Raw genomic sequence first — 21,822 nt, 5'->3', positions numbered from 1 at the left:
CAGTACGCAAGCCAGGTTAACGTTTGCGCGAAAAACAAGCATTGCAATACGCTCGCAACGCAGTATCATGCAGCCGTTTTTATTGGGTTCCCTCACCCCAACCACTAAAAAGGTCACAATATGAGTCCGTTTACTACCGTACAGCGTAAAAAAGCGCTGATCTGGCTATCGCTATTCCATCTGCTGGTCATCACTTCCAGTAACTACCTGGTACAGTTGCCGATCTCCATCTTTGGTTTTCATACCACCTGGGGCGCGTTCAGCTTTCCGTTTATTTTCCTCGCCACCGATCTGACGGTGCGGATTTTTGGCGCTCCGCTGGCGCGACGCATTATCCTCGCGGTGATGATCCCGGCGCTGCTCATCTCCTACGGGGTTTCCGCACTGTTTTATATGGGCGAGTGGCAGGGCTTTGCCGCATTAACCAGCTTTAATCTGTTTGTCGCCCGTATCGCCGCCGCCAGCTTTATGGCCTACGCGCTGGGGCAGATCCTCGACGTCCACGTCTTCAACCGCCTGCGTCAGAACCGCCGCTGGTGGCTGGCGCCCACGGCATCCACCCTTTTCGGTAACGTCAGCGATACGCTGGCCTTCTTCTTTATCGCCTTCTGGCGCAGCCCGGATCCGTTTATGGCGGCGCACTGGGGTGAAATCGCCATCGTCGACTACTGCTTCAAAGTGCTGATTAGCATCGTATTCTTCCTGCCGATGTACGGCATGTTGTTGAATATGCTGCTGAAAAAGCTGGCAGATAAATCTGATTTATCCGCATTGCAGCCAGGTTAAGAGTACTCACGAAACGATGTGATAAGATAAGCGAATGAGCCGTTAATGGCCGTTTATCGAAAGGAAGATGTCAATGCGCAATTTGGTTAAATATGTCGGTATTGGCCTGCTGGTTGTGGGTCTTGCGGCCTGTGATAACAGCGATACAAAAACGCCGACTGCCGGGGCGGCTGCGGAAAGCAACGCCAGCGGGCAACCTATTAGTCTGCTGGATGGCAAACTGAGCTTCTCCCTGCCTGCCGGTATGACCGACCAGAGCGGCAAGCTGGGCACCCAGGCCAACAATATGCACGTCTATTCTGACGCCACCGGCCAGAAAGCGGTGATCGTGATTGTTGGCGACAGCACCAATGAAGATCTGGCCGTCATGAGCCAGCGTCTGGAAGAGCAGCAGCGCAGCCGCGACCCGCAGCTGCAGGTCGTGAGCAATAAATCCATTGAGATCAAAGGCCACACCCTGCAACAGCTGGACAGCATCATCTCCGCCAAGGGCCAGACCGCCTGGTCTTCCGTCCTGCTCGGTAAGGTTGATGACAAACTGCTGACGCTGCAGATCACGCTGCCAGCGGATAATCAGCAGCAGGCGCAGACCGAAGCGGAAAACATTATCAACACCCTCGTCATCCAGTAACTACTGGCCTGACGCCGCGGCCTCCGGTTCACCGACCGGGGGCCGTTTTTTTAACCGCCATCCCAGCAGCAGCGCCACCGCGACCAGCCCCGCCGTCGCGAGATAGATCGATGAAATGCCCGCCCACGCCATCAGCAGCCCGGCAAGCGGACCGGTGATCCCCAGCGAGAGATCCATAAATACCGTATAGGTCGCCAGCGCCGACCCCTGATTTTGCTGCGGCACGGCCTTCACCGCCACCACCCCAAGCGCCGGGAACACCAGCGAAAAACCGGCTCCGGCAAAGAAAGTGCCTATTTTCGCCATCAGCGGCGTCTCCGCCAGGCCCACTAACAGCAGCCCAATAATTTCGACGACAAAACAGAGCATCGCCACGTTCAGCCCGCCAAGGCGGTTAATTCCGTTGGGGAACAGCAGACGAGTGCCGACAAAGGCGCAGCTAAACAGCGTCAGGGCGAAGGCCGCGCCGTCCCAGCCTTTGGCATCATAAAACAGGGTGATAAAGGTGGCGATAACGCCAAACCCCGCCGAAGCCAGGGCCAGCGCCATACCGTAGAGCCAGACGCGCCCCAGCACCGCGCGAAACGACATCGCTTTACCCCTGCCCGCTTTCACCGCCGCCCGCGGCAACGCGCACAATACCGCCACCAGCGCCACCGCCATAATGGTCAACGCCAGCCCGTGCAGGCCAATCAGCGAGTAACAGAGCACGCCGAGCGGTGCGCCCATCGCCATCGCTCCGTAGGTGACAATGCCGTTCCAGGAGATAACCCGCCCGATATGCAGCGAACCGACTACCCCGACGCCCCACAGCGTGGAGCCGGTTCCCGCGAAGCTCTGCCCAATGCCGAGAATTATGCGCCCAAGGCATAGCAGCGCCAGGCTCACAGCGGGCAAGTCGCCGAAGAGCGCCGCCAGCAGATAGCCGAGTCCGCTCAGAAAGCAGCCGCACAGGCCGAAAACGACGATCTTTTTTGGCCCCAGCAGGTCGGCGTAACGCCCGGCGTGCGGGCGGCTGAGCAGCGTAGCGAAGTACTGGAGGCTAATCACCAGTCCGGCCCAGAAGGCGCTAAACCCCATCACATCATGCACATAGCCGGGCAACACCGCCAGCGGCAGGCCAATGGTCAGATAGCTGGCAAAGTTAAACATCACGACAGAGACAATCCGCAGATTGAGGTGCAATCCATTGAGCGCCGGTTCGGCGACGGTTTCGGGCATCGGGTTCCACCAGATTTTTACTACTGTGTTTCATTTCTACCACGCCACACGTTATAAATCAGCAGCCAGATTAGGATTCCTGGCAGCAAGCCAGCCGCTACACTTAATGAAAATCATAGAAAGGAACCGTGAATGACAACCCCTCAGCCCGATAAAACGGGTATGCATATTCTGCTTAAACTGGCGTCACTGGTGGTGATCCTCGCCGGGATCCACGCCGCGGCAGATATCATCGTGCAGCTATTACTGGCGCTGTTCTTCGCCATTGTCCTCAACCCTCTGGTCACCTGGTTTATTCGCCGCGGCGTGCGTCGCCCGGCAGCCATTACTATCGTGGTGGTGGTGATGCTGATCGTGCTCACCGCGTTAATTGGCGTACTGGCCGCATCGGTTAACGAATTTGTCGCCATGCTGCCAAAATATAATAAAGAGCTGACGGCAAAAGTTCTGCGGCTGCAGGAGGCGCTGCCGTTTTTGCATATTCACATGTCCCCGGAGCGTATGCTGCAACGCATAGACTCTGACAAGCTGATGACGTTCACGACCACCCTGATGACCGGGCTCTCTGGCGCTATGGCCAGCGTCGTTCTGCTGGTGATGACGGTGGTGTTTATGCTTTTTGAAGTCCGTCATGTGCCTTATAAACTCCGCTTTGCCCTCAACAACCCGCAGATCCACATCGCCGGTCTGCACCGGGCCTTAAAAGGCGTTTCGCATTATCTGGCGCTGAAAACGCTGCTTAGCCTGTGGACTGGGGTGATTGTCTGGTTAGGGCTGATGCTGATGGGGGTTCAGTTTGCGCTGATGTGGGGCGTGCTGGCTTTTCTGCTGAACTATGTGCCTAACATTGGCTCGGTGATTTCCGCCGTTCCGCCAATGGTCCAGGCGTTACTTTTTAACGGTTATTATGAGTGTCTGATGGTCGGCGCGCTCTTTTTAGTCGTGCACATGATCATCGGCAATATTCTCGAACCCCGCATGATGGGCCATCGGCTGGGCATGTCTACGCTGGTGGTTTTCCTCTCGTTGCTGGTCTGGGGATGGCTGCTTGGCCCGGTGGGAATGCTGCTGTCGGTACCGTTAACCAGCGTATGTAAAATATGGATGGAGACCACCAAGGGCGGCAGTAAATTAGCCATCCTGCTCGGGCCCGGGCGTCCCAAAAGCAGGCTACCGGGCTAGCCCTGCCGCTTCACCGGCCAGAAGATCGTCAGCACCCCGGCGACAATCAGCAGCACGCCCAGCAGCGATTGCCAGTGGAAAGGCTCATGCCAGCCGGGGAGCCAGATGGCGGCGGCCCAGACCAGGATATAGCTCAGGCTCAGCAGCGCGTAGGCTTTCGCCAGCGGCAGTTGATGCAGGGCGAAGTACCAGCAGACCATCGATAGCAGGTAACCCATAAGCCCGAACGTCAGGCCAAACGTGCCCGCCCGCAGATGCAGCAGATGGTTGAGGAAGGTGAATATCTCTGTCAGCGGCGGGAGTTCGACCATCGCGCTGCGCAGCAGCAGCTGCGCGCCGCTCGCCAGGCCGACGCTGAATAACGCCCAGATTAAGCCCATCAGATACGGCTCCCCAGAATAACAATCCCGACGACGATCAGCCCCACGCCAAGCCAGTGGCGGCGCGCGACCGGCTCGCGCCAGATCCCCCACGCCGCCAGCGTCACCCAGACAAAGTTCAGGCTCAGCATAGGGTAGGCGATACTGACCGGGATTGACTGCAGCACGCTAAGCCACAGCAGCATACTGCAGCCGAGAGCGAGCAGCGCTAAACCCAGCCAGCCGAGGATATGGCGCCCGCGCCGCCCGGATTTGGACGGGCGGGTGGCCTGTTTCTGGCACAGCTGTCCGGCGCAGCTCAGCAGGCTGGCGAAAACCAGACAGATCCACACGCTCATTGCGGCAGGTACTGGATAAACACCACGCGCCCCAGCTCGTAGAAGCTGTCCGGTTTCGGTAGCGCTAAATCAGCCATACTTTCTCCTTTGTCCATCAGCAGAACCAGCGAGACGGGTCCCTGCTGGCGGTGCGTCGCCAGCCAGTCAGCAAAATGCGCCTGATCGACAAACTGGTGCTGCGCGTCCGGCCAGGAGAGACCGTACTTCAGCTCGCCCTGCTTGTCGAACAGAATGATATCGCTGCGCTTGAGCTCCCACGACAGCCCGCCGGCGATACCGACGTTATTGGTCAACACGTAGCGGCTCGGCGTCAGCGATTCGCTGACGATATCCACCAGAAACTGCGGCTGCTTGCTGTCGATCACCCGATCCGGGATAGCGAAGCCCACCAGCAGCGCCAGCCCGAGCGGGCAGCAGGCGGCGAGGGTCCAGCGGCGGCCGTTATCCTTCATCGCCAGCCAGCCCATCAGCGCCCACCAGCCAAATATCAGCGCCGCCAGCAGGCACTTATACAGCTCAATGTGGCTCCATACCGGCTTGTGCATAAAGCCCCACGGCGAAACCACCAGCACGGCGACCAGGCCAATCAGGCCAAAGGCCAGGTTGATCGCGCCGTTAATTTTCAGCGCCTTCGCCCCCGCCTTCGCCGCATCCAGCGCGTAGCGCGCCATCAGAATCGACAGAGGAGCAAAACAGGGCAGGATGTAGGTCGGGAGCTTACCCTTAGCAATGCTGAAGAACAGCAACGGCATCGCCACCCATCCGAGCAAATAGAGCGCACCGCGCGCCTCATCGCGCTCGGTCCAGCCGCGCTTGAGCGCCCCCGGCAGCAGCGCCAGCCACGGCAGGCTGCCGGCAATCAGGAACGGAATGTAGTACCAGAACGGCGCTTTATGCTGGGCATCTTTTTCCGCGAAACGCTGGATATGCTCCACCCAGAAGAAGTAGCGCCAGAAGTCCGGCTCGCGTTTGGCGATGGCGAGCCCCCACGGCAGCACCACCAGCGCGCAGACGCCCACCGCCAGCCAGCCGTAAGTCAGCACTTCGCGCCAGCGCTTACGCGCAATCACCCACGGCAGCACTCCGACCACCGGCACCGCCAGCGCGAGGAAGCCTTTGGTCATCACTCCCATCCCGCAGGCCACGCCGAGTAAAACATAGCCGAAAATTTTACCGCCGTGGCTTTGGGCCTGCGTCGCGCCCCAGAAGCTGCACATCGCCAGCGCCATCCACATGGTGATCATCGGGTCGAGCACCGCGTAGGTGCCGATACCGTAGACCAGCAGCGCGGTCAGGAAGATAACCGGCGACAGAATCGCGACGCGTTTATCGCGGAAAAGACGCCACGCCAGCCAGGCAACCAGCAGCGCGGTAACGGTAATCGAAAATACCACCCCAAAACGGACGGCGAAATTATTGTGGCCGAATAGCCACTGGCCGATGCTGTTGATCCAGTAGCCGGCAATCGGTTTTTCAAAGTAGCGCAGCCCGAGGAAATGCGGCACCACCCAGTCGCCGGTCGCCAGCATTTCGCGGCTGATCTCCGCGTAGCGGGTTTCATCAGGCTGCCAGAGCAGGCGGAAGTTGAGCGGCAGTATATAGTAGAGGACAAAAAGGGCGACCAGAGAGGCGCCGTAGCGAATGCTTTTCATCAAACACCCGAATTGAGTAATTGTTCACGTCCAAGCCAGCCTTCCCGGCCGGCCAGTTCACCACGAACCACCTTCCCTCGCGGCAGCGCGCTAAAGTCGGCGGGCAGCAGCTGGCTTAGCGGGCAAAACTGGATCTCTTCCTGTGCGGCCATGGTCAGCAGTTCATCAAACTGATCCGCGAAGGCGATGCCCTCCACTTCAGCATGGATGGTATAGACCGGCGTCCCCGCGTCGCGGTGGATGCAGTCCAGCAGATAGCGGTTGAAGCCTGCAATATCCACCGCGTTTCCCACCGCTTCATCCCAGGTCGGTAAGGTCACCGGGATCTGCACGGTCCCCGGCGCGCCGTTCCCCAGCTGCGGCAGAAAAGGCCCGGTCCCCCGGCAGTCGCTGTTATAGAGGAAATCGAAAGCCTCTTTGGCTTTGATCACCCGCTGATCGGCGCGCCAGCCGGCAACGGCGGAACAGGTTACCGGGCGACCGATAATCCGCTCCAGCTCCAGCAGCCCGCGTTCAACCTCCAGCGTCAGCCTTTCCTGCGGCCAGACGCCGCTCCACGCCTGCCAGCTATAGTGATCCCAGGCGTGCAGGCCAACTTCATGCTCCTGCGCGGCGGCGCGGATAACCTCTTCATTCCGCGCGCCGATCCTGCGCCCTGGCCAGGCGGTGCCGGCCAGCAGGATATCCCAGCCGTACAGCGACGCGGCCTTTGAGCGCAGCATCTTCCACAGAAACTTCGGCTTTACCAGGCGCCAGATATGACGCCCCATGTTGTCCGGCCCGACGCTGAAAAAGAAGCTTGCCTGAATCCCGTGCTGGCTTAGCAGAGCCAGCAGTCGCGGGACCCCGTCCCGCGTACCGCGAAAGGTATCGACATCGATGCGTAAGCCGACCTGTTTCATGATTTGCCGCTGTCCGTCAGTTCAACCGTGCGCAGGAAGAAGTCCAGGGTATGTTCCACGGTCTCTTCCATTTCCACCGTCGGCACCCAGTTCAGGCAGCGCTTCGCGTTGCGAATGCTCGGCTTACGGTGTTCAACATCCTGGTAGCCTTTACCGTAGTAATCGCTACTTTCCACTTCGCGGAATCCGGCGAAAGGCGGGAAGCGGTCGCGCAGCGGATGGCGTTCAAAGCAGGCCAGCAGCATTTCCGCCAGCTCTTTGATACTCGCTTCGTTATCCGGGTTGCCGATGTTGATGATTTGCCCGTCGCAGCGGCCGTCCTTGTTCTCAATGATGCGGAACAGCGCTTCGATACCGTCGCTGATATCGGTAAAGCAGCGCTTCTGCTTACCGCCCTCAATCAGCTTGATCGGCGAACCTTCGACCAGGTTGAGGATCAGCTGGGTGATGGCGCGAGAGCTGCCGATGCGCGCGGCGTTGAGGTTATCGAGGCGCGGCCCCATCCAGTTAAACGGCCGGAACAGGGTAAACTTCAGGCCGTTCTTATCGCCGTAGGCCCAGATCACGCGGTCCAGCAGCTGCTTGGAGACCGAGTAGATCCAGCGCTGTTTGTTAATCGGCCCGACCACCAGGTTGGAGGTGTCTTCATCGAAGTTGTTGTCGGTACACATGCCGTACACTTCCGACGTCGACGGGAAGATGATGCGCTTATCGTATTTCACGCAGTCGCGGATAATCTTCAGGTTCTCTTCAAAATCCAGCTCAAACACGCGCAGCGGGTTGCGGGTATATTCGATTGGCGTGGCAATCGCCACCAGCGGCAGGACCACGTCGCACTTCTTAATGTGGTACTCGATCCACTCGGAGTGGATGCTGATATCGCCTTCAACAAAGTGGAAGCGCGGGTTGTCGAGGAAGCGGCTGATGGCGTCGGAGCCAATGTCCAGGCCGTAAATCTCGTAGTTGTCGTCCTGCAACAGACGCTCGGTCAGGTGGTTACCGATAAAGCCGTTCACCCCGAGGATCAGCACGCGGGTGCGGCGCTTAATCGCCACCACCGGTTTGCTGCTCAGCACCGCGCCGGCAACCAGGCCCAGCGCCTGCGCCAGCTGGGTACCCTGCATATAAACGCCGCGCTCGGTCTGCCCGGTAACGATTTCTAACGCCCCTTCCTGACAGGCGACGACCAGCGGCGCAACGGAGAGCACCGTCCCCGCTTTGGCGGCGGCCAGATCGTGGCGCACGCGTGATTTCCAGACGATAAACTTGTTTGCGCCGGCGTAGCCGAACGCGCCCGGCCACGGATCGGAAACCGCGCGGACGAGGTTGTGCAGCGTCTGGGCCGAACGTTCCCAGTCGAGGCGACCGTCTTCCGGCGTACGGCGACCGACGTAAGTCGCCTGGCTTTCATCCTGGACGCGCTCTTCGGTTTTACCGTCGCGGATGGCGGGCAGCGCCTGAGCCAGCAGATCCGACGCTGCGGCGCAGAGTTTACGGTGCAGCGCCAGCGCCGCGTCATCCGCGCCGATCGCTACGCTTTTCTGCGCCACGATATTGCCGGCATCGGCGCGGTTAACCATACGGTGCAGCGTCACGCCGGTTTCGCTTTCGCCGTTCACCAGCACCCAGTTCAGCGGCGCGCGGCCGCGATATTTCGGCAGCAGTGAACCATGCAGGTTAAAAGCCCCCTGCGGCGCAATATTCAAAATGTCATCGCACAGCAGGTTGCGATAATAGAACGAGAACAGCACGTCCGGTTTTATCTCGCGGATACGTTCGATCCACAGCGGATGATTCACATCTTCCGGCGCCCATACCGGGATGCCTTGCTCAGCGGCGATACGCGCCACGGAGCCAAAGAAATGGTTTTCGCCAGGGTTATCCGGATGGGTAAAAATAGCGGCGATGTCATAACCGGCGTCCAGCAGAGACTGAATACCTGCACAACCCATATCGTGATAAGCGAAGACTACGGCTTTCATGAACGATCTTCCTCTTGAGATGCCGTTTCCGGCTGGCGAACAACACGTTGAATAAAGTAGCGGGGGCGGGCGCGGACATCGTTATAGATGCGGCCGATATACTCCCCGAGCAGGCCCATCCCGACGAACTGGGCGCCGATAAACATGAACAGCACCGCGAACAGCATGAACACCCCTTCTGCCGCCCACTGGGGACCAAACACCAGACGCAGCACCACCAGCATCAGGCCGAAGGCAAAGCCCAGCAGGGCGATAGCGCTGCCGAACAGGCTCAGCAGGCGCAGCGGCGTGGTGGTCAGGCAGGTCACCAGGTCGTACATCAGGTTAATCAGGCGCATAAAGCTGTATTTGGAGTCGCCGAATTCGCGCTCGGCGTGCATCACCGGGATCTCAACCGCCCGGCGGGCAAAAGTGTTTGCCAGAATCGGGATAAAGGTACTGCGCTCATGGCAGTTAAGCATCGCGTCGATGATATGGCGGCGATAGGCGCGCAGCATGCAGCCATAGTCGCCCATCGCTTTACCGGTGGTGCGCTGGATCAGGCGGTTGATCATCTTCGAGGCGCTTTTACGGAAGAAGGTGTCCTGACGGTTCTGGCGCACGGTACCGACCACGTCGTAGCCCTCGTCGGCCTTCTCGACCAGCCGCGGGATCTCTTCCGGCGGGTTTTGCAGGTCGGCGTCAAGGGTAATGATCAGGTCGCCGGTAACGTGGCTGAAGCCCGCCATAATCGCCGAGTGCTGGCCGTAGTTGCGGTTCAACAGTACCGCCACCACGTGGCTGCCTTCGGCCTCGGCGGCTTCGGTGAGCATCCGCGCCGAGTCATCGCTGCTGCCATCGTCGACCAGCAGAATTTCATACTGCCGACCGAGCGTCGCGCAGGCGGTATCGGTACGGCGGATAAGCTCCGGCAGGCTCTCCTGCTCGTTATAGACAGGAATGACGACCGAGACCTTTTTCACGGGAGGATAGCTAAACATATCAACGTCCTGACAGCTGGTGCAGTGCGGAAATGACCCGAGTGACATCGTCATCGGTCATATCCGGGAACAACGGGATGGAACAAATGCGCGCGCTGTTCCATTCCGTATGCGGTAATGAAACTTCAGGGAAACGCTCGCGGTAATACTTTTGCGTATGCGCCGCGCGGAAGTGCAGGCCGGTGCCAATGCCCATGGCCTTCAGTTTTTCCATCAGGGCATCGCGGCTGATGCCGCAGGCGGCTTCGTCAACGCGGATAATAAACAGGTGCCAGGCGTGCTGATGCTCCCACGACGGCGCCACCAGCGGCCTGAAGGGCGTATCCGCTAGCTCTCGCAGATAGCGTTGCGCGATGGCGGCGCGACGCTGATTGGCGTGGGCGAGCTTGTCCAGCTGCACCAGCGCCAGCGCGGCGTTGATATCCGCGAGATTGTATTTAAAGCCCGGCGAAATCACCTCCGCCTGCGGAGCGCGGCCCAGGGTCTGGCGGTCATAAGCATCGACGCCGAGGCCGTGGAACTTCAGGCTGCGAATACGCGCGGCCAGCTCGTCATCGTCGGTCACCACCAGCCCGCCTTCGGCGCAGGTCATATTTTTGATCGCATGGAATGAGAAAATGGCGGTACCGCGCCAGCCGACGTGGCGGCCTTTGTAGTACGTCCCCGCCGCGTGGGCGGCATCTTCAATCACCGGAATAGCGTGACGCTCGCCAATCGCGCGAATGGCGTCGATATCCGCCGGCGCGCCCGCATAGTGCACAGGGATAATTGCTTTGGTTCGCGGGGTGATTGCCGCTTCAACCGCTTCGGGGGTAATCATCAGATTGTCGGGATCGACATCGATCATCACCGGGGTCGCGCCGAGCAGGCAGATCATGTTCAGCGTGGAGACCCAGGTCTGGGAAGGGGTGATCACTTCATCGCCCGCACCGATACCCAGCGCCATCAGCGTAACGTGCATGCCGCCGGTCGCCGAACTGACGGCGATGGCGTGGCGGTTGCCGGTTAACGTGCAGAACGCCTCTTCCAGCGCCTGATTTTTCGGTCCGGTAGTGATCCAGCCCGATTGCAAAACTTCACGCAGCGCAGCCAGCTCTGCGTCGCCCATCGACGGGCGCGAAAACGGCAAAAAATCGCTCATCATGTTCCTGTTCTGTCAATGACCCGCCGAAAAACGGGGTCGATAAGAAATATCCTGCACCTGCTGACCTAAACAAAATGAAAATGAACGCGAAATCAGCCCGATGGCGCATTTCATTATTTTGTATTCAGATGTTATTAAATTTAGTCAGCTTTGCTTAGGATAATATTAAGAAATTAATATTAATTAGATATGCATAATGATTTTGTTAAAAATCATTTAGATAGAGTGGGATTTATCGTAAAAAAAGGTGCTATAGCGTTCCCGCCGGACGGAGAAATAGCGGGAACGCATTGGCGAAAAGTAAACGGATGCTCAACCAGATTCTAATAAATCTATCTTTAAACATCGTTCAGGGAATATAAAAAATCCAGGCGAATCACGAAACTATTTCAAAATGATTACAGGTTGCCAGGAAAATTGTCAGGTAATTCGTTAGCCGGGCAATTAATCACTTCGTCGTTATCCGCGCCGCAATCGCGCACAAAAGTGATGGTGGCGAACTCATCAATCACTTCTGTCGGATACGCCGGGCCAGCTTCACGATAAGAGACCATCAGCGGGATATGATCGTTCTGGAAGCAGACTGTTTTCTCCGGATTATTCATTACCCAACGCGGGAAAAAGATGGTGCCGTGAAACAGTTTGTCGCCGAGGTTAACGATCAGGCTCACGTCGGTGCCGGTCGGTTCGGTCCAGGAAATTTTGTAGATGCTTTCGCCGACGCGAACGATGTAAGCGTGCTGATCTTTCACCCAACGATTCGCGACGATACCGCTGTGAATGCGATAATCCAGGGTGGTGCCATTTTTAACGTAAATTTCGTAGTTCCAGCCATTATCGTAGGTATAAACCAGATGTTTGCCGATAAAACCGCTCAGGTCATGTTTGTCGAATGTGCTCATAATCTGTTCTCCTCTATTTGTTGAGAACAAGCATACTGCTTTAAAAAATGGATGAATAACGCTATGTTTGGATTAAACTCATTCACTTTTTAGATAGATTATGCACAAGACTACGCTGGAACAATGGGCGCTGCTGGAGAAAGTGGTCGAACTGGGTAGCTTCGCGAAGGCGGCGGACGAGACCCACCGCAGCCAGTCGTCGGTGAGCTATAATCTCGCCCTATTGCAGGAGCGCCTCGGCGTCACGCTGCTCACGCCATCGGGACGCCGCGCGGTGCTGACCCCGGCAGGCGAGCTGCTGCTCGGTCAGGTTAAGCCGCTGCTGCAGGCCTTCGCTTACGTCGAAACCCATGCCGCTACCCTGCGTGACGGCGCCCGGACCCGGCTGGATCTGGTGGTCGACAGCATTTTCCCACGCGAACGGCTGTTCGCCATTCTGCGCCAGTTTCAGCAGCGCTACCCGCAAACTCAGGTCAGGCTGACCGAAGTGCTGGAAAACGTTGAGGAAGAGCTTCCGGCCCGCAGCGAGGCGGATGTGATGGTGCTGACCCGTCGTCAGGATATTACCGGCCGCGGCGAATGGCTGATGAATATTGATTTTGTCGCCGTCGCCCATCGCGATCACCCGCTATCCGCCCTCGAAGGGCCGCTGGATGATAACGCGCTGGCTCCCTGGCCGCTGGTGCGCATCGCCGATCGCGGCAACGACCCGCAGTCCGCCCGCGACGCGTGGACGTTTTCCACTATTGATGCCGCCATCGATGCGGTGCTGTATCAGGTTGGGTTTGGCTGGCTGCCGGAAGAGCGTATTCGCCCACAGCTTCAACAAGGGGTGCTGAAAGCGCTGCCGCTGGGACACGGCGCGCGGCGGGCAACGCCGCTGCACCTGATCGTGAAGCGTGATTTAACGCCTATTGATGAGCAGGTCGCCACGCTGTTGGATCTGTTCAGAACGCCCTGATGGGCCTGTTTTACCCGGCTCGCGCTGCGCTTAGCCGGGCTACAGAGTCCCAGCCGTCTGCGGGACATTCGGCCTCTTGCGCTCTGCTCCCGGGGCGGCGCTTGGCGCGCCTTGCCCGGGCTACAGGTTCACCGCCGTCTGCGGGACATTCTGCCTCTCTGCGCTCTGCTCCCGGGGGCGGCGCTTGACGCGCCTTGCCCGGGCTACAGGTTCACCGCCATCTGCGGGCCGGTAGCCCGGACAGATGCGCAGCATCGCCTCCGGGAAATGTGCCGAAGCTGATGCTTCCCGGCTTGCGCTGCGTTTAGCCGGGCTGCAGGCTGGTTCGCCATCCCATACAGCCAAAAGAGCGATATCGTTTTCTTATACTTTCAGGCGCTATATTGATCCAGCTTACGCCGAAAGTATGATGAATCATTAAAATCGTCATACTTTCCTGTCGCTGAGAAAAAGCCTTGTCTATTATCCGCACCACGCTGCTGGCGCTACTCGCCTGCGTTCCTTTGCTGGCCCGCGCCGCGCCGAATGACATCACCACCGCATGGCCGGTCAACGTGGGGCCGCTCAACCCGCACCTCTACACGCCCAATCAGATGTACGCCCAAAGCATGGTGTATGAACCGCTGGTGAAGTATCAGGCGGATGGCTCGGTGAAGCCCTGGCTGGCCACAAGCTGGAGGCACTCGGAGGACGGCAAAGTCTGGACCTTCACCCTGCGCGATGACGTAACATTCTCCAACGGCGAAGCGTTTGACGCCGTTGCGGCGGCGGAGAACTTTCGCGTGGTGCTCGATAACCGCCAGCGCCACGCCTGGCTGGAGCTGGTCAATCAGATCGTCGATGTCAAAGCGCTCGACAAAAGCCATCTGCAAATCACCCTGAAAAGCGCCTATTACCCGTTCTTACAGGAGCTGTCGCTGCCGCGTCCTTTCCGCTTTATCGCTCCGTCGCAGTTCAAAGACAATGAGACCCTGCGCGGCATTAAAGCGCCGATTGGCACCGGTCCGTGGGTACTGAAGGAATCAAAACTCAATCAGTATGACGTGCTGGTGCGTAACGACCGCTACTGGGGTGAAAAGCCGCACATTCAAAAGATTACCGTCAAGGTGATCCCGGACCCGACCACCCGCGCGGTGGCGTTTGAAACCGGCGATATTGATCTGCTCTACGGCAACGAAGGGCTGCTGCCGCTCGACACCTTTGCCCGCTTCAGCCACAACCCGGCCTACCGCACCCAGCTTTCCCAGCCGATAGAAACGGTGATGCTGGCGCTGAACTCCGCCAAAGCCCCCACCAACGAGCTCTCGGTACGTGAAGCGCTGAACCATGCGGTGAATAAAAAATCGCTGATTGATAACGCCCTGTACGGCACCCAGCAGGTTGCCGATACGCTGTTCGCCCCCACCGTGCCCTATGCCGATATTGGCCTGAAGCCGCGTCGCTACGATCCGCAGCAGGCGAAGACGTTGCTGGAAAAAGCGGGCTGGGTACTGCCTGCAGGGAAAGATATTCGCGAGAAAAACGGCCAGCCGCTGCGCGTTGAGCTGTCGTTTATCGGCACCGACGCGCTGAGCAAATCGATGGCCGAAATCATTCAGGCCGATATGCGCCAGGTTGGCGTCGACGTGGCGCTGGCCGGCGAGGAAGAAAGCAGTATTTATGCCCGTCAGCGCGATGGTCGCTTCGGCATGATTTTCAACCGCACCTGGGGCGCGCCGTACGATCCGCACGCCTTTATGAGTTCAATGCGCGTGCCATCGCACGCCGATTTTCAGGCGCAGCAGGGTTTAGCCGACAAACCGGTTATTGATAAAGAGATTGGCGAGGTGCTGGAAACCCGCGATGAAACGCAGCGTCAGGCGCTGTATCGCGACATTCTGACGCGTCTGCACAACGATGCCGTCTACCTGCCCATCAGCTACGTCTCGATGATGGTGGTCGCCAGGCCGGAGCTGGGCGCGATCCCCTATGCGCCGATCGCGTCTGAAATTCCGTTTGAACAGATTAAGCCGGTGAAACCCTGATGTTACGCTACGCGCTGCGGCGGGTCGCGCTGCTGATACCGATGATCTTCGCCGCTTCGGTGATTATTTTTTTGATGCTCCGCCTGGGCACCGGCGACCCGGCGCTCGACTATTTGCGCCTGTCGAACCTGCCGCCGACGCCGGAGATGGTAGCCTCGACCCGCGCGATGCTGGGGCTGGATCAACCGCTTATCATCCAGTACGGCAGCTGGCTGTGGCGGGCGCTGCAGCTGGATTTTGGCGTTTCGTTCGCCACCCAGCGTCCGGTGCTGGATGACATGCTGAGCTTTCTGCCCGCCACCCTGCAGCTAGCCGGTGCCGCGCTGGTGCTGATCCTCCTCACCTCCGTGCCGCTCGGCATCTGGGCGGCGCGCCACCGCGACCGCCTGCCGGATTTTATTGTGCGGATCATCGCCTTTCTCGGCGTGTCGATGCCCAACTTCTGGCTGGCTTTCCTGCTGGTAATGTTCTTTTCGGTTTACCTGCAATGGCTACCGGCGATGGGCTATGGCGGCTGGCGGCACATCATTCTGCCGGCGGTGTCGATTGCCTTTATGTCGCTGGCGATCAACGCCCGTCTGCTGCGCGCCAGCATGCTGGAAGTCGCCGGGCAGCGTCACGTAACCTGGGCCAGACTGCGCGGCCTGAACGCTAAGCAAACCGAGCGTCGCCATATTCTGCGCAACGCCTCGCTGCCGATGATTACCGCCGTGGGAATGCATATCGGCGAGCTGATTGGCGGCACGATGATTATCGAGAATATCTTTGCCTGGCCCGGCGTGGGCCGCTACGCCGTCTCGGCGATTTTTAACCGCGACTACCCGGTCATTCAGTGTTTTACCCTGATGATGGTGATCGTTTTTGTGGTCTGTAACCTGATGGTTGATCTACTGAACGCCGCGCTGGACCCGCGCATTCGCCGCCATGAAGGAGAGCGCTCGTGAACTTTTTCTTCTCTTCACGCGGGTCAGTCCGCATATCTTTGCTCATCATCGCCCTGCTGGCGATCGTTGCCCTCACCAGCCAGTGGTGGTTGCCGTACGATCCGCAGGCCATCGATCTGCCTTCGCGCCTGCTGCCGCCCGGCGGCCAGCATTGGCTCGGCACCGATCATCTGGGGCGCGATATCTTCTCGCGCCTGCTGGCGGCGACCCGCGTATCGCTTGGCTCGGTAATGGCCTGCCTACTGCTGGTGCTGGCGCTGGGGCTCATCGTCGGCGGCAGCGCCGGGCTTATCGGCGGCCGCGTCGATCAGGCCACCATGCGCGTCGCGGATATGTTTATGACCTTCCCGACCTCAATCCTCTCTTTCTTTATGGTAGGGGTACTGGGAACCGGGCTGACCAACGTGATTATCGCCATCGCCCTGTCGCACTGGGCGTGGTATGCGCGGATGGTGCGCAGCCTGACGATCTCCCTGCGCCAGCGCGAGTTTGTGCTCGCCGCGCGGCTTTCCGGCGCGGGCCATATTCGGGTATTTATCGACCATCTTGCCGGTGCGGTGCTCCCCTCGCTGCTGGTGCTGGCGACCCTGGATATCGGGCATATGATGCTGCACGTCGCCGGGATGTCGTTTCTCGGCCTCGGCGTCACCGCGCCCACCGCCGAATGGGGAGTGATGATTAATGACGCCCGCCAGTATATCTGGACCCAGCCGCTGCAAATGTTCTGGCCGGGGCTGGCGCTGTTTATCACCGTCATGGCCTTCAACATGGTGGGCGACGCGCTGCGCGATCGCCTGGATCCCCACCTGATCGCGGAGCACGCCCACTGATGCCGCAACACATTGAACTGCAAAACATCGTCTTACAGGCTGAGCGTGCGCTGGTGCACGGCGTTTCATTGACGATCAAACGTGGGCGCGTGCTGGCGCTGGTTGGCGGCAGCGGCAGTGGCAAATCGCTGACCTGTGCCGCAGCGCTGGGCATTTTGCCTCCCGGCGTGCGGCAAACAGCGGGAACCATTCTTGCCGACGGCAAGCCGGTTTCTCCCTGCGCGCTGCGCGGCAGCAAAATCGCCACCATTATGCAGAACCCGCGCAGCGCTTTTAATCCGCTGCGGACAATGGCCGATCACGCGCGGGAAACCTGCCGGGCATTGGGTAAAGCAGCAGACGACGCCACGCTTATTGCGGCGCTGGAGGCCGTCGGACTGGAGAACGCGCCGCGCGTGCTGAAGTTATACCCATTTGAGATGAGCGGCGGCATGCTGCAGCGGATGATGATTGCCATGGCGCTGCTGTGCGATGCGCCGTTTATCGTTGCCGACGAACCCACCACCGATCTCGACGCGGTGGCCCAGGCGCGCATTCTCGATCTGCTGGTAAATATTATGCAAAACCGCGGACCCGGGATGCTGCTGGTGACGCATGATATGGGCGTCGTGGCGCGGCTGGCGGACGATGTGGCGGTGATGGATAACGGCTGCATTGTAGAACAGGGCGATGTTGACTCTCTGTTTCGCGCCCCGCAGCACAGCGTCACCCGCGGTCTGGTGGCGGCGCATCTCGCCCTCTATGGTCTGGAGCTGGCCTGATGACATTACTGAGCGTATCCGCGATTAGCCATCAATATACCGATTTAAAGGTACTAAAAGAGGTCTCTTTGGCGCTGAAAAGCGGCGAAACCGTGGCTCTGCTGGGACGCAGCGGCTGCGGGAAAAGCACCCTGGCGCGCCTGCTCGTTGGCCTGGAATCGCCCACTCAGGGCAGCGTCTGCTGGCGGGGAGAACCGCTCTGCCGGCTCAATCGCGCTAAGCAAAAGGCGTTCCGGCGGGATATTCAGATGGTGTTTCAGGACGCCATCAGCGCGGTCAATCCGCGTAAAACCGTACGCGAGATTTTGCGTGAACCTATGCGTCATCTGCTGTCGTTGACCAAAGCGGAGCAGCTGGCCCGTGCCAGCGCAATGCTCAAGGCGGTGGATCTCGACGATAGCGTGCTGGATAAGCGCCCCCCGCAGCTGAGCGGCGGACAGCTGCAGCGCGTCTGCCTGGCGCGGGCGCTGGCGGTAGAACCGAAGTTACTGATCCTTGATGAGGCGGTTTCTAACCTTGACCTGGTGATCCAGGCGGGCGTTATTCGTCTGCTCAAAAATCTCCAGCAACAATTCGGCACCGCCTGCCTGTTTATCACCCACGATTTACGCCTGGTAGAGCGCTTTTGTCAGCGGGTGATGGTGATGGATGAGGGGCAAATCGTTGAGACACAGGCCGTGGGCGACGCATTAACTTTTTCCTCTGACGCCGGTCGCGTGTTACAAAATGCGGTACTTCCCGCCTTTCCCGTGCGCAGAAATAAGGTTTAAGCCAGATGCAACGTATTACCATTACTCTCGACGACGATTTACTCGACACGCTGGATAACCTCAGCCAGCGCCGCGGCTACAACAACCGTTCCGAAGCGATCCGCGATATTCTGCGCGGCGCGCTGGTCCAGGAAACCACTCAGGAGCACGGTATCCAGGGCTTCGCAGTGCTCTCCTATGTTTACGAGCATGAAAAGCGCGATCTCGCCAGCCGTTTAGTCTCCACCCAGCATCACCATCACGATCTCTCCGTCGCCACTCTGCATGTGCATATTAATCATGACGATTGTCTGGAAATTGCCGTGCTGAAGGGGGACATGGGCGACGTTCAGCATTTTGCCGATGATGTTATCGCCCAGCGCGGCGTGCGCCACGGCCATTTGCAATGCCTGCCGACGGAGAAGGAATCCCCCCACTCATAAACTGTGCGCGGCGATAAACGGCTTTTTAACTCGCGAGCGGGCTAATGCGATCATGCTGGCTCGTTGGCCCATGCGCCTCGTAGCGGTTTTTCTCAACCATTAATAAACCATATGAATTATACGCTTGGTGAATTATCTCTCTTCGCTAATAATCACGCCTCATTTAACGATCTCGTTATGGCGAGGCTCCTGCATAAACATAAGTTACCGCCCTGTTGGTATCGAGAGAGACCACTCAGGGAAATACAGGCTTCCATCGAATCAAGGTGTTGCCAAGGTAACTTCTGACGGCGTTCATGCCGGACAGATACGTTGTGCAGTGCTAAAACCAGGACGTAGGGATCTGCCTGTGCTCATCCTGTCTTGTTCGCCCCTATGAGTGATTTTTTATAGGGAATTAAACCATGTCTTCCATTCAACTGTGCGCCGCACGCCACGCCACCTCAGCTTTCGACGGCGACGCGATCGCCCAGTACATGCGTACCGATTTCATCACCCTGCCGGAACATCTCAGCGTGCATGAAGCCCGTGAGCTGTTCGTTTCTCAGCTGGCCAGCGATGAGATCCCCGGCCAGGTTTTTGTCGTCGCCGGAAAAAAACTGCGCGGCAGTTTATCGATAAAAAAGCTGCTGCAGGAGAGCGATACCGCGCAATCCATTCGTTATTTAATGGATAGCTGCCTGTTTCGCGTCAGGCCCGACGATCCGCGCCCGCAGGTTGTCGCCGAACTCGGCGAGCGCGGGCTCGATCTGGTGCCGGTAGTCGAAAAGGGCGAGCTGGTCGGCTGCCTGATGGAAAAAGAGATTGCGCATCTGCTGGAAGATGACGTAACCGAGGATGCTCAGCGCCAGGGGGCGACGCTGCCGCTGGAAAAGCCCTATCTGGAAACCAGCCCGTGGGCGCTATGGAAAAAACGTTCGGTATGGCTGCTGCTGCTCTTTGTCGCCGAAGCCTACACCAGCAGCGTGTTACAGCATTTTGAAGAGGCGCTGGAATCGGCTATCGCGCTGGCCTTTTTCATTCCACTGCTGATTGGTACCGGCGGCAACAGCGGAACGCAGATAACCTCTACGCTTGTGCGTTCGATGGCGCTCGGGGAAGTGCGGCTGCGCGATATGGGACGCGTGATCCGTAAAGAAGTTTCAACCTCGCTGCTGATCGCCATTACGCTCGGCCTGGCGGGCTGCCTTCGCGCCTGGATGATGGGTATCGGCATGGAGATCACCCTGATTGTCAGCCTGACGCTGGTATGCATCACTCTGTGGAGCGCGGTGGTGTCGTCGGTGATCCCCCTGACGCTTAAGCGCCTCGGCATCGACCCGGCGGTGGTCTCAGCGCCTTTTATCGCCACCCTCATCGACGGTACCGGATTAATTATCTATTTTAAAATCGCCCAGTATTTTCTCGGGCTGAACTGATTATTTTGCCCGGCGGTGAAGACTCGCCGGGCCGTTTTATTCCCGCGCGAATATCCGCAATCGCATTGAGTAATCTCAGTAATTCTGGAGCAAGCCGGTAAAAAGCGTGCCCTTTCTCCGTTAGAGTAACTTTTCTGATATTCCTGCCGCGCGTAATCAGGTTAAAACCCAGTTCATTTTCAAGCGCACATACGCTGGTTGTTATCAACGAAGGCACAATACCCAACCGCTGCGATGCAATATGAATACTCCCCTCCCGAACCATCAGCATGAATATCTCCACCTGTGATTTATTCATTGCCAAAATTCCTCCTGATCAAACCTTTGGTTACGTTTTAAGTTGTCCGGCACGCAATGTCAATCGGTACAAACGATCCCTCCGCCATACAAATAAAATAAAGTGTGAAGCTGACCGATCGTGCATTTAATTATGCATTTCAGCCATTTCATTATTAAATACACGACCTCGAGGCGGTGTCCGAGGATGTGAAGGACATCACCAAAAGCCAGCGAAGCAAAAAACAAAATAAACATATTTATCAAGTAATTATGAAAAACATCCCGCCTGAATTAATTTATGGCACACGCCATGCAATTACCTCCACGTAATCAACACTGGAGATAGTTAAATGACGTACAAAATTTTACTCCCGCAGGAAATTATGGCGGAAGGAAGAGAATATCTGGAAAGCCGAGGTTATCAACTGATTAACGGCTCAGGGATGGAAGAAGAAGATATCATTCGCGACATCGGAGATTGCGACGGTATTATCGTACGCCTTTCAAAAATGTCCGATCGCGTATTTGAGGCGGCTAAAAAGCTGAAAGTCGTTGCACGACACGGTGCCGGTTACGATACGGTCGATCTGGAGTCAGCGAAACGTCACGGCGTAGTCGTATTAAATGCGCCAATTGCTAATAGCATGTCCGTTGCCGAACTGGCCATATTTTATATGCTGCACTGCTCGCGTAATTTCAAGCTGGTACAGGAAAAGATGCTTGAAGATTATTACTGGGCAAAATTGCGCACGCCAAAAGTGGAACTGGATGGTAAAACGCTGGGCCTGATTGGCGTGGGAAATATCGGTTCACGCGTGGCAATCAAAGCGCTGCATGGCTTTAATATGAAAGTTATCGCCTACGATCCGTATAAAACCCAGCAGCAGATCCCCGAAGGCGTAGAGCTTACCGACGATTTTGACCGTATTTTCACAGAGAGCGACTTCGTTTCTCTGCACTGCCCGACGACCGCGGAAACCACCGATTTTGTTGGTGAGAAACAGTTTTCCATGATGAAACCCAGCGCCTACTTCATTAATACCGCACGCGGAAAGCTGGTTGATGAAAAAGCGCTGTATCACGCCTTGAGCACCCACGCTATCGCCGGAGCGGGCGTGGACGTCTTAAAGAAAGAGCCGTTTGATGCCAACGATCCGATTTTCTCGCTAAGCAATATCGTGATTGCCCCGCACATTGGCGCCGCCACTATCGAAGCGACCGACAGAGCCTCGCTCCATTCCGCAATTGGCATTGATGAAGTCTTATCCGGTAAGAAACCGTCCTGGCCGGTCCCGGGTTTTTAAGGAGAAAAA

The 21,822-nt window shown here is 57.9% G+C and carries 22 protein-coding genes and 1 riboswitch; of the genes, 12 read left to right on the top strand and 10 right to left on the bottom strand.

Going from position 1 to position 21,822, the window contains the following annotated elements; translation table 11 throughout:
- Positions 1–120 precede the first annotated feature (120 nt).
- Together GUC22_RS01525 and GUC22_RS01520 are read left to right on the top strand one after the other, a co-directional pair.
- Positions 121–786, top strand: coding sequence for a 7-cyano-7-deazaguanine/7-aminomethyl-7-deazaguanine transporter (locus tag GUC22_RS01525; protein ID WP_004126198.1), 666 nt, complete (start codon positions 121–123; stop codon positions 784–786).
- 73 nt (positions 787–859) lie between these two features.
- Positions 860–1,417 carry a DcrB family lipoprotein gene (locus tag GUC22_RS01520; RefSeq protein ID WP_004126200.1) on the top strand — a complete coding sequence of 186 codons (558 nt, stop codon included), beginning with the start codon at positions 860–862 and terminating at the stop codon, positions 1,415–1,417.
- Here GUC22_RS01520 and GUC22_RS01515 read toward each other — a convergent pair whose 3' ends face one another.
- Positions 1,418–2,638: an MFS transporter gene (locus GUC22_RS01515; RefSeq protein ID WP_160183328.1), complete on the bottom strand. Its 1,221-nt coding sequence runs from the start codon at positions 2,636–2,638 to the stop codon at positions 1,418–1,420.
- A gap of 132 nt (positions 2,639–2,770) precedes the next feature.
- Between GUC22_RS01515 and GUC22_RS01510 the strand changes: the two genes are divergently transcribed.
- Positions 2,771–3,820 carry an AI-2E family transporter gene (locus GUC22_RS01510; RefSeq protein ID WP_004134785.1) on the top strand — a complete coding sequence of 350 codons (1,050 nt, stop codon included), beginning with the start codon at positions 2,771–2,773 and terminating at the stop codon, positions 3,818–3,820.
- On the opposite strand, the gene arnF is transcribed toward GUC22_RS01510, so the two are convergent.
- The 8 genes from arnF to GUC22_RS01470 form a co-directional block, all read right to left on the bottom strand.
- Positions 3,817–4,200, bottom strand: coding sequence for a 4-amino-4-deoxy-L-arabinose-phosphoundecaprenol flippase subunit ArnF (gene arnF, locus GUC22_RS01505; RefSeq protein ID WP_004134783.1), 384 nt, complete (start codon positions 4,198–4,200; stop codon positions 3,817–3,819). The two genes, GUC22_RS01510 and arnF, sit on opposite strands and share 4 nt — an antisense overlap.
- Positions 4,200–4,538, bottom strand: coding sequence for a 4-amino-4-deoxy-L-arabinose-phosphoundecaprenol flippase subunit ArnE (gene arnE / locus GUC22_RS01500; protein WP_004134781.1), 339 nt, complete (start codon positions 4,536–4,538; stop codon positions 4,200–4,202). Before arnE ends, arnF begins: the two co-directional genes overlap by 1 nt.
- Positions 4,535–6,190: a lipid IV(A) 4-amino-4-deoxy-L-arabinosyltransferase gene (arnT, locus tag GUC22_RS01495; RefSeq protein ID WP_049090197.1), complete on the bottom strand. Its 1,656-nt coding sequence runs from the start codon at positions 6,188–6,190 to the stop codon at positions 4,535–4,537. Before arnT ends, arnE begins: the two co-directional genes overlap by 4 nt.
- Positions 6,190–7,092, bottom strand: a complete 903-nt coding sequence (arnD, locus tag GUC22_RS01490) for a 4-deoxy-4-formamido-L-arabinose-phosphoundecaprenol deformylase (RefSeq protein ID WP_024359808.1) — start codon at positions 7,090–7,092, stop codon at positions 6,190–6,192. Before arnD ends, arnT begins: the two co-directional genes overlap by 1 nt.
- Complete coding sequence (arnA, locus tag GUC22_RS01485) at positions 7,089–9,074, bottom strand: bifunctional UDP-4-amino-4-deoxy-L-arabinose formyltransferase/UDP-glucuronic acid oxidase ArnA (protein ID WP_004134775.1); 1,986 nt, start codon at positions 9,072–9,074, stop codon at positions 7,089–7,091. Before arnA ends, arnD begins: the two co-directional genes overlap by 4 nt.
- Entirely contained in the window at positions 9,071–10,054 is a 984-nt protein-coding gene (gene arnC / locus GUC22_RS01480; RefSeq protein WP_004134773.1) for an undecaprenyl-phosphate 4-deoxy-4-formamido-L-arabinose transferase, read from the bottom strand. Before arnC ends, arnA begins: the two co-directional genes overlap by 4 nt.
- Position 10,055: 1 nt before the next feature.
- Entirely contained in the window at positions 10,056–11,195 is a 1,140-nt protein-coding gene (arnB, locus tag GUC22_RS01475; RefSeq protein ID WP_049087057.1) for a UDP-4-amino-4-deoxy-L-arabinose aminotransferase, read from the bottom strand.
- A 401-nt stretch (positions 11,196–11,596) separates the two neighbouring features.
- Positions 11,597–12,103, bottom strand: a complete 507-nt coding sequence (locus GUC22_RS01470) for a phenolic acid decarboxylase (protein ID WP_024359806.1) — start codon at positions 12,101–12,103, stop codon at positions 11,597–11,599.
- 97 nt (positions 12,104–12,200) lie between these two features.
- On the opposite strand from GUC22_RS01470, the gene GUC22_RS01465 reads away from it, so the two are divergent.
- From GUC22_RS01465 to GUC22_RS01430, 8 genes are all read left to right on the top strand, one after another.
- On the top strand, positions 12,201–13,061 hold the full coding sequence (locus GUC22_RS01465) for a LysR family transcriptional regulator (RefSeq protein WP_024359805.1): 861 nt from the start codon (positions 12,201–12,203) through the stop codon (positions 13,059–13,061).
- Positions 13,062–13,516: 455 nt separating this feature from the next.
- The gene (gene nikA / locus GUC22_RS01460; protein WP_049090198.1) at positions 13,517–15,085 is read left to right on the top strand and encodes a nickel ABC transporter substrate-binding protein; all 1,569 of its coding nucleotides are present in this window, start codon (positions 13,517–13,519) and stop codon (positions 15,083–15,085) included.
- The gene (gene nikB, locus GUC22_RS01455; protein ID WP_098363000.1) at positions 15,085–16,029 is read left to right on the top strand and encodes a nickel ABC transporter permease subunit NikB; all 945 of its coding nucleotides are present in this window, start codon (positions 15,085–15,087) and stop codon (positions 16,027–16,029) included. The genes nikA and nikB overlap by 1 nt, the downstream gene beginning before the upstream one ends.
- Positions 16,026–16,859, top strand: a complete 834-nt coding sequence (gene nikC / locus GUC22_RS01450; protein ID WP_004134761.1) for a nickel ABC transporter permease subunit NikC — start codon at positions 16,026–16,028, stop codon at positions 16,857–16,859. Before nikB ends, nikC begins: the two co-directional genes overlap by 4 nt.
- The gene (nikD, locus tag GUC22_RS01445) at positions 16,859–17,620 is read left to right on the top strand and encodes a nickel import ATP-binding protein NikD (RefSeq protein WP_024359803.1); all 762 of its coding nucleotides are present in this window, start codon (positions 16,859–16,861) and stop codon (positions 17,618–17,620) included. Before nikC ends, nikD begins: the two co-directional genes overlap by 1 nt.
- The gene (gene nikE, locus GUC22_RS01440) at positions 17,620–18,390 is read left to right on the top strand and encodes a nickel import ATP-binding protein NikE (protein WP_004134753.1); all 771 of its coding nucleotides are present in this window, start codon (positions 17,620–17,622) and stop codon (positions 18,388–18,390) included. The genes nikD and nikE overlap by 1 nt, the downstream gene beginning before the upstream one ends.
- A gap of 5 nt (positions 18,391–18,395) precedes the next feature.
- Positions 18,396–18,812 carry a nickel-responsive transcriptional regulator NikR gene (gene nikR, locus GUC22_RS01435; RefSeq protein ID WP_004134751.1) on the top strand — a complete coding sequence of 139 codons (417 nt, stop codon included), beginning with the start codon at positions 18,396–18,398 and terminating at the stop codon, positions 18,810–18,812.
- A gap of 164 nt (positions 18,813–18,976) precedes the next feature.
- A riboswitch (M-box (ykoK) riboswitch) is annotated at positions 18,977–19,160 on the top strand.
- A gap of 56 nt (positions 19,161–19,216) precedes the next feature.
- On the top strand, positions 19,217–20,230 hold the full coding sequence (locus tag GUC22_RS01430) for a magnesium transporter (protein ID WP_024359800.1): 1,014 nt from the start codon (positions 19,217–19,219) through the stop codon (positions 20,228–20,230).
- On the opposite strand, the gene GUC22_RS01425 is transcribed toward GUC22_RS01430, so the two are convergent.
- Positions 20,196–20,528: a LysR family transcriptional regulator gene (locus GUC22_RS01425; RefSeq protein ID WP_071830703.1), complete on the bottom strand. Its 333-nt coding sequence runs from the start codon at positions 20,526–20,528 to the stop codon at positions 20,196–20,198. The two genes, GUC22_RS01430 and GUC22_RS01425, sit on opposite strands and share 35 nt — an antisense overlap.
- Positions 20,529–20,859: 331 nt before the next feature.
- On the opposite strand from GUC22_RS01425, the gene GUC22_RS01420 reads away from it, so the two are divergent.
- Positions 20,860–21,813, top strand: coding sequence for a hydroxyacid dehydrogenase (locus GUC22_RS01420; RefSeq protein ID WP_004134748.1), 954 nt, complete (start codon positions 20,860–20,862; stop codon positions 21,811–21,813).
- Positions 21,814–21,822: the final 9 nt, after the last annotated feature.

The sequence above is a fragment of the Klebsiella sp. MPUS7 genome (assembly GCF_009905335.1).
Lineage (GTDB): Bacteria > Pseudomonadota > Gammaproteobacteria > Enterobacterales > Enterobacteriaceae > Klebsiella > Klebsiella grimontii.
This window is presented reverse-complemented; position numbering and strand designations above follow the sequence as displayed.